Below are 8,018 nucleotides of genomic sequence, written 5' to 3'. Positions count from 1 at the left end.
TTTTGATTTTAAAGAACGTTTGGAGGAAGGAAGACATCGGCACATTAAAGAATGGACTAATGCAAACCTCTCTCCAAATTTGGCAGTGAAACGCATCAATACCATAGGTAAAAAATGCGTCGAATTTTAAACGGATTTTGAACACCCTACCTGTAAGGGCAAAAGCTTTAAAACTCCGAACAAATTATAAGGCTTTTGCCCTTACAGGGCGCCTTGCCGATTGCCATTATACCCAGGGCGCTGCCCTGGGCTAAGAGCTTCTGCCCTTTCAGGGCGTGCTGCTTGTATCCATTGCTCGGGCTAAGAGCTATTGGGCCATCAGCCCGTACATAAACCACTTGTGAAACTTGAGTTAAAAATCTATCACCAAACGCTATTTATCTTTCTTTTTATACACAAAAGTGTAATTCTTAAGCCGCACTCTTGAGAAATACACTTTTGTGTCAAAGGCTTTTTCCTTTAAAGCAATACTTTTGCAGCAGAAAAATAAAAAAAATCAAGCAAAACTGTAGCAATATGAAGGAAAAAGTAATTTTGACCACAGCGTTGTGCCTCTCGGCTATGACGCAGATGATGGCGCAGAATATCATCGGCAAGGTGATGGATATGAAGGGCGAGCCTTTGGCATTTGCCAATGTAGTATTATTGAATAGAACAGACTCGGCTTTCGTCAAGGGCGCAGTGAGTGGAGAGGATGGCAGCTTTGTCATCGACTCTTCCTGCAACGGCGGAATCATCAAGGTGACATCCGTAGGCTATAAGACTATCTGCAAGGATTGCACTGGTGAGAATGTGGGCATTATCAAGATGGAAGAAGACAGCAAGATGCTCGGCGAAGTTGTCGTGAAGTCATCCCTGCCTAAGACAATCCTGAAGAATGGCGGAATGACGACAACCGTTGTCGGATCCGTACTTGAGAAGGCAGGAACCATGGAGAACCTGCTCGACCGCATCCCTAACGTGTCTGCCCAGAATGGTAGCATCAAGGTATTCGGTCGCGGCGAGCCTGTTATCTATATCAATGGACGACAGATGAGAGACAAGAGCGAGCTGGACCGTTTGCATTCCGACAACATCAAGTCGGTGGAAGTCATCACTAACCCTGGTGCCCGTTACGCAGCCAGCACCAAGGCGGTCATCCGTATCACAACGAAGAAGATACAGGGCGAGGGCTTCGGATTTGATGCCTCAACCACAGGTGAATATGATGAGAAGAAAAACTTCGGCGGATTTGGCCAATTGAATATGAACTATCGCAAGAATGGCTTGGATTTGGGCGCATACGCCTTTGGGGCAAAGCAGTACCAGCCAAACAATCAAGATTTACAGCAGAAGACTTATCTTGACAAGACGTGGAACCAGAAAAGTGAGATAAGACAAGTAGATATTATCGAAGCCATGAACTTCCGCCTGGATGCCAGCTACCAGTGGGATGCCAACAACTCTATAGGTGCCAACTTTGGCTTTTTGAGAAATCCGAAACAGACCTGCGAAGCCAATATGACTACTGCTATATTGCAAGACGAAGATCAGACAGAAAGCTCTGACAGCCACGCTAATTTCTTCGAGCAGAAGAGCACACTTTCAAGCAATGTTTACTATGTCGGAAAGATTGGCAAACTCGGCATCGACTTCAATACCGACTGGCTTTGGTCGAAGAATAACGAGGACGTTGTTACAAAAGAGCAATATCAGGAAGTGGGGATGGACGCGCAGAGCCAGACGGTTCATAGCCTTACTGACAAGAAATATCGTTTGTTGGCTTCCAAGTTGGTGCTTTCCTATCCTTTGTTGGGCGGTGAGTTATCTTTGGGTGGTGAATATTCCAACACGCATCGCACATCCAAGTATCAGGTTGTGCCAACCAACTTCGTGTCGGATGATGACAGCCGTATAACAGAAAGCATGGCTTCTTCATTCTTGGCATATTCAAGGGATTTCGGAAAATTGAGCATGGAAGCAGGACTGAGATACGAATACATTGACTTCAATTACTATGAGTATGGCAAGTATATGCCAGGGCAAAGCAAGTCGTATGGCAATTGGTTCCCATCGCTCAGCTTATCGATGCCTGTGGGCAAGGTACAGATGCAGTTGAGCTATGCTACAGACATCGACCGTCCTCCCTATCATGACTTGCGCAGCGGCATACAGTATGACAACCGCTACACGTATGAAACGGGAAATCCATTCTTAGTGTCTGAGATAAGCAAAAATCTTAACTATGAATTGGCTTACAAGTGGTTGACTTTCAATATGACCTACAGCCATACTTCGCATACGATGATGTCGAATATGGAGACTTACAAAGACAATCCAGCAATAGGACTGCTTAAGCCTGTGAATGGAAAGGCATATAATCATGTAGAAGCTTCCGTCAACTTATGCCCTTCGTTTGGCATTTGGCATCCTTCATTTACGGCATCTGTGGCAAAGCAGTGGCTTGATATGGATGCACATGATGGCAAAATATCCAACAATCCTATGGCAGTATTCAACTTTAATAACACCTTCGACACCAAGTTGGCAATGTTAACGTGGATGATGTCGTATACCACTAAAGGATATGATAGAAATATATGTTTGTATAAACCAAGATTTTGTACCAATGTATCTGTATATAAGTCTTTCTTGAAAGACCGTTTGTCGTTCCAGCTCTTTGTCTATGATTTGTTTAGAACAGACATGAGCCACATGATTGCTCATTTTGGCAAAATGAAGGACATGATTGTTGATATACAGTCAAAAAGCAAAGTGTCTCTTACTATACGGTATAAGTTCAACACAACAAGAAGCAAATATAAGGGTACGGGTGCAGGAGAAAGTCAGAAGAACAGAATGTAATCTGTCTGCAGCATCCGGTAATAGTGTAATGACAATAAATCTCTCTATAAATGAACAACCCAATAAAATTGTTGATTAGTGGTGCAGACATGGGAGGCTTGATAGCTTCCTGTGCCTTGCGCCATGACTTCCATAAAAGCCCTCGGCAGGAAGATAGATTTCATATCTATCGCATAGAAAAGGATACGCTGACGATGGAAGATGTGGATGCATGCGACTTGTCGGGCATCCGGTATGCGGTGAATGCAACCTTGCATGACAACGAAGCCTCTTTTGCTTTCGATGAGAAATGTAAGGAGCAGGGCATCCCCGTTATCCATGCCGTCAATCTTGGCAAGGCTGCCTTTCTCGCTGTAGAGAAACCGAAAGGCTATCCATTCAGCGAAGTAGTGAAGAAAGGTTCGGATGATTTCCGTTGCTCATTAGGCAAGTATATCTCGCAGTACGGTATGTTCTGGCAGATGCCCGTGCCTTGGGTGGATGAAGCCATCAGACATTATTCTGAGGAGTCTTTCCCGCAACTGGGCATCGGGGCATACATTGCTGCCGGCTATTGTGCCAACATTCTCGCGAACCTTGCGGAAGGCAAGGAGGTGAAATACTTCCCCAAGTTCTATCTCTCGCCATTGTTGGAAGAGATATGATTGCGATTATATCATCTGATAGTTAGTGGCATGAAACAGCGCTTCGGCAATGTTCTTCACGCCCATCTTTGCGAAAAGGTTGCGCTTGCAAGCCTTTATCGTATCCACCGATTTGCATAGTCGGTCGGCAATATCATTCATCGTGTAACCTTGGGCAGACAATCTCAAAACATCTCTCTCTGTCTCGCTCAAGGTTATGCCTTCTTTCTTTTCCCACTTGTGGCGCGAGGTGGAATATTCAAAATAGCTACGCTCACCATTCTTCTGCATGATGATATGTCCCGGTTCATCGGTTGCCGCCAACGATACGGTGCAGAGGGCAAGCCAGATTCTTCCATCATCAGAAAGAAGTATCGGAGTGAGTTGATGATGAATCAATCGGCTATGTCTGCCATTGGTAAGATGAAAGTCGTACGAGATGGTATAGTCCAGACGGTCGCCCACAGGCAATTCATTGAAAAAATCAAAACCTTTCTTGTTCACTTCGAGCAGCATCTGCAGGTCAGCATCCGGAACATGGTCTATATACATCTGATAGCCAGCCTCCGTCAATTGCTCGGGCTCCAATCCGCAGAGATAAGCGAGGTTGTCTGATGCATAGATGAAATCCTGATGAAAATAGTCGATGATATAGACACACTGGTAGGTACTGCGGGCAAAAGCCTTTGCCGCATTCACCAATAATTCTATCTTGTCGTAATCTTCTCTGTTGATATGATTCACCTCGTTGGAATGGAGGAAGAAATCGTCTTTTTCTTTATTCATAAACTATTCTGAATATTCGTCCGCAAAAGTACAAGATTTTATTTGATTACAACTCTATGGTATTGTTTTATTACAGATAATTAACTCAACTTTCGTACACGCGAAAGTTGAGTAACCATACTTTCAGAGATTGAATCTTCCATGAATAAAATTTTCCTAATACTTTTTGTCATTTCAAATAAAAGCCGTAACTTTGCGATGTGCTTGTAAGAAAAGGCAAAGAATTGCCATTCTTCATATATGGTACAAACAAAAAGTCTAACCCTTTAAATTTAGAAAACCATGCTAAATAAGAAAGTAGAAGAGGCGCTCAACGCCCAGATTAATGCAGAGATGTGGTCAGCTTACCTATATTTGTCAATGGCGGCATATTGCCATGCCAACGGCAACCCTGGTATGGGTAACTGGTTCCAGGTTCAGTTTCAGGAGGAGCAAGACCATGCCAAGATTATGTTCAATTACATCATCCAGCGTGGCGGTCACGTGGAATTGAAGGCTATAGATGCCGTTCCTACCACATGGGAGAATCCATTGGATGTCTTCGAGTCAACCTTGGCACACGAGCAGAAGGTTACCTCCCTCATCAACAACCTCTTCGCTCTCACTACCCAGGAGAATGACTATGCCACACAGAGCATGCTCAAGTGGTTTGTAGATGAGCAGGTGGAGGAAGAGGAGAACGCCCAGAACATCATCGACAACCTTCGCATGATCAAGGACAACGGCTATGGTCTATACATGCTCGACAAGGAGCTTGGCGCAAGAGTCTATACCCAGGCAGCGCCATTGGCCAACAAGGCGTAAAAAATGAGTATATAATCAAGATCCTTATAGAACTGATAGTTAATGACGGATAACTCGCTCTAAATAGGACTTTGATTGAATATCAAGAAGTTGGGCGTTTGCCTATATCATATAGGTAACAATATGGAAACGAGTGGACTTCCGCTCGTTTCTGTATTTTGCAATATACAAAGAATGCCTTAATTCGGGGACATAGATACGATAATTTTCTAAATATCCAATGAATTACGATGAGAATTTTATGGCAATTAGAACTTTTTGTGTTAAATCCCAGAAATGCAGTTTTCTAAGAACATATTTGGAGATTCCGACAAAAAAAGCGTATTTTTGCAGCAACAAATCCCACCACGCCTCTCAACGATGCGTACCACGGTGGGACTTCGCTTTTTATATGGGTATATGAACTACGACAAACAACCGATAAATATAGATGAACAATTAGATTTGCATGCCATGGGATTTCCGCAAGGATGGGAAAATGAACCTTTATGGAGATAGTAGGCGGTGTTCGGATATAGCTTATCCGAACACCTGCATTGTATGGAGTCATGTTGATGTATAATTGTTATTTTTCTCATTTTAAAGAACATCGTAGAATTACATTCTATCCTTCTGGCTTTGACCTGCTCCTGTACCCTTATACTTGCTTCGAGTAACATTGAACTTATAGCGGACTGTCAATGAGATTTTACTTGTTGAGAACTCATCGAAGATGGTTTCCTTCAGTTTGCCGTACTTGCCTATTATGTGACTGTCGTTCGTGCCAAACACGTCGTTGACATAAAGCTGGAAAGTCAGGCAGTCCTTCAGAAAGCCCTTGTATATAGACAGGTCGGTGTTGAACATCGGCTTGTAGATGTAATGGTTTTCCTCGTATCCCTTTGTGATGTAAGTCATCATAACGGAGAACATCGCCCATTTCGTATCGAAGGTGTTGTTGAGCTTTAGCTCAGCTACAGGTTTGTTAAGATAATGTCCATCCCTTGTCTCCAACTTGAACCATTGCTTCTCAACCATAGCTGACAGCATAGGATGCCAGATGCCAAAGGCTGGCTGCAAGGTGAGTACAGAAGACACATTGTTGTAAGATTTGCCATTTATCATCCTCATCAATCCTATTGTGGCATTGTCCTTATACATCTCTACAGTCTGATATATCGGATCGGATACATGTTCATAAGTCAGGTTGAAAGTCAGCCATTTGTAGGCGAGGTCGTAACTGATATCTCTTGAAATCTCTGAAACAAGAAACGGATTACCAGTCTCGTATGTATAGTGGTTGCTATATTGCACACCACTTCTTAATACCCAGTAGTTAGGACGATCGATGTCGGCTGCATAGCTCAGCTGCATCTGTACATTGCCAAACGGCATAGAAAAGCTGAGAGACGGAAACCAATTGCCGTAATTCTTGCTTTGCTCCGCCATATACTTACCATCGTCATAATATTTGAAATCAACATTCTCGTATCGCAATCCAGCTTCCATGTTCAGCTTGCCAAAGTCACGACTATAGATAACGAACGCAGAAGACATGCCTTCCTTTATGCGGTCTATTACATTATCGGAAAGAGTGTTTGGTATGATGGCATAGTTGGTGTTACGATTGGTGAACGAATACTCGCCTCCTACCGACAAGTCGCCACCTAAGAGCGGATAAGAGAGCACCATTTTGGAAGCTATCAGGCGGTTGTACTTTGAAGTGGTACTGTTTACAAGTTGGTTTTGTATTGCAGAGCTTACCTCCTGATAATGCTCATCTATATTGTTTTTATTGTTTCCTTTAGACCAAAACCAGTCGGTATTGAAGTCAATACCCAATTTCCCTACCTTGCCTACATAATATATATTACTTGACAAGTTGCTATTCTGCCCAAACTCCGATCTGATAGAAGTGTTAGTCTCAGTCAGATCTTCATCTCTCAGTACAGAGCCTTCCGTCTTTCCGTCCGTTATCAGCTTTGGATTGCGTAAGAAACTAAAGTTTGCTCCCAACGAATTGTTGTCGTCAAACTGATAACTGACATTCAAGCGAGAACTAAAAGTCTCGGTTTTGTTCTTCCAACGTGTTTTATCCTGCTGATTCCATATCTTGTCGAGATATGTCATTTGCTGCAAGTCTTTCTCGTCTGGCGATGATTGTTTTGCGCCAAAGGCGTAAGCGCCAAACTCCAATCCGTTCTTACGGTAATACATATTCAGCCTGCAATATCCTCCAATGTTCTTTTTCTCGTCGTACGATCCTTCTGTTGTAGCGTCAAATCCGAATCCATCGCCTTGTATCTTCTTTGTGGTGATACGTATAACAGCCTTAGTGCTTGCAGCATAACGAGCACCTGGGTTGGATATTACTTCAACCGACTTGATGTTGTCCGAACTCAAACGGTCGAGTTCGCTTCTGTCTCTCATCTGTCGTCCATTGATATATATTATAGGCTCGCCACGTCCAAACACCTTGATATTGCCATTTTGTGCAGATACGTTAGGTATGCGGTCGAGCAGATGCTCCATTGTTCCTGCCTTTTCAAGCACAGATCCGGCAACAGTTGTTGTCATTCCCCCATTTTTCAAAACGGTCTTCGGCAAAGATGATTTTATAACTACTTCACCGAGCATCTTGCTGTCTTCTTCCATCTTGATAACTCCCACATTCTCACCTTTGCAGTCCTTGAAGATTGTCTTATAGCCTACGGAAGTTACCTTGATGATTCCGCCATTGCAAGGAGAGTCGATGGTAAAATGCCCATCTTCTCCACTCACAGTCCCCTTGACGAATGCTGAATCTTGACGGTTTAGTAGCACTACATTTGCAAATGCCAAAGGCTCTCCCTTGGCATCTACAATCTTTCCTGAAATGTTTTGCGCCATCATTTGGGACATTGTTGAGAGACACACAACTATTGTAAAGAAAAACTTTCTCAAAATACTACTTTTTAATCAAACATACTTTTTCGTAAATGT

Annotated in this window: 5 protein-coding genes; 3 read left to right on the top strand and 2 right to left on the bottom strand. The window is 43.2% G+C overall.

The annotated features are described in order from the left end of the window. Positions 1-516 precede the first annotated feature (516 nt). Together P3T48_RS12970 and P3T48_RS12965 are read left to right on the top strand one after the other, a co-directional pair. Positions 517-2,844: a TonB-dependent receptor domain-containing protein gene (locus P3T48_RS12970; protein ID WP_276506952.1), complete on the top strand. Its 2,328-nt coding sequence runs from the start codon at positions 517-519 to the stop codon at positions 2,842-2,844. Positions 2,845-2,894: 50 nt separating this feature from the next. Then, on the top strand, positions 2,895-3,488 hold the full coding sequence (locus P3T48_RS12965; protein ID WP_276506951.1) for a hypothetical protein: 594 nt from the start codon (positions 2,895-2,897) through the stop codon (positions 3,486-3,488). Positions 3,489-3,494: 6 nt separating this feature from the next. On the opposite strand, the gene P3T48_RS12960 is transcribed toward P3T48_RS12965, so the two are convergent. After that, the gene (locus P3T48_RS12960) at positions 3,495-4,253 is read right to left on the bottom strand and encodes a helix-turn-helix transcriptional regulator (protein ID WP_276506950.1); all 759 of its coding nucleotides are present in this window, start codon (positions 4,251-4,253) and stop codon (positions 3,495-3,497) included. Between the two features lie 282 nt (positions 4,254-4,535). Here P3T48_RS12960 and P3T48_RS12955 point away from each other — a divergent pair, with 282 nt between their 5' ends. Further along, entirely contained in the window at positions 4,536-5,057 is a 522-nt protein-coding gene (locus P3T48_RS12955) for a ferritin (protein ID WP_134843744.1), read from the top strand. Between the two features lie 597 nt (positions 5,058-5,654). On the opposite strand, the gene P3T48_RS12950 is transcribed toward P3T48_RS12955, so the two are convergent. Continuing rightward, on the bottom strand, positions 5,655-7,928 hold the full coding sequence (locus tag P3T48_RS12950; protein WP_276506949.1) for a TonB-dependent receptor domain-containing protein: 2,274 nt from the start codon (positions 7,926-7,928) through the stop codon (positions 5,655-5,657). Positions 7,929-8,018 lie beyond the last annotated feature (90 nt).

The organism is Segatella intestinalis (assembly GCF_029348455.1).
GTDB lineage: Bacteria > Bacteroidota > Bacteroidia > Bacteroidales > Bacteroidaceae > Prevotella.
Note: the sequence above shows the minus strand (reverse complement) of the source record. Positions and strands in the feature narration are given on the sequence as shown.

Coding starts and splice junctions, on each gene's coding strand:
- P3T48_RS12970 (WP_276506952.1), top strand. CDS start 517: ATGAAGGAAAAAGTAATTTTGACCACAGCGTTGTGCCTCTCGGCTATG.
- P3T48_RS12965 (WP_276506951.1), top strand. CDS start 2,895: ATGAACAACCCAATAAAATTGTTGATTAGTGGTGCAGACATGGGAGGC.
- P3T48_RS12960 (WP_276506950.1), bottom strand. CDS start 4,253: ATGAATAAAGAAAAAGACGATTTCTTCCTCCATTCCAACGAGGTGAAT.
- P3T48_RS12955 (WP_134843744.1), top strand. CDS start 4,536: ATGCTAAATAAGAAAGTAGAAGAGGCGCTCAACGCCCAGATTAATGCA.
- P3T48_RS12950 (WP_276506949.1), bottom strand. CDS start 7,928: ATGATGGCGCAAAACATTTCAGGAAAGATTGTAGATGCCAAGGGAGAG.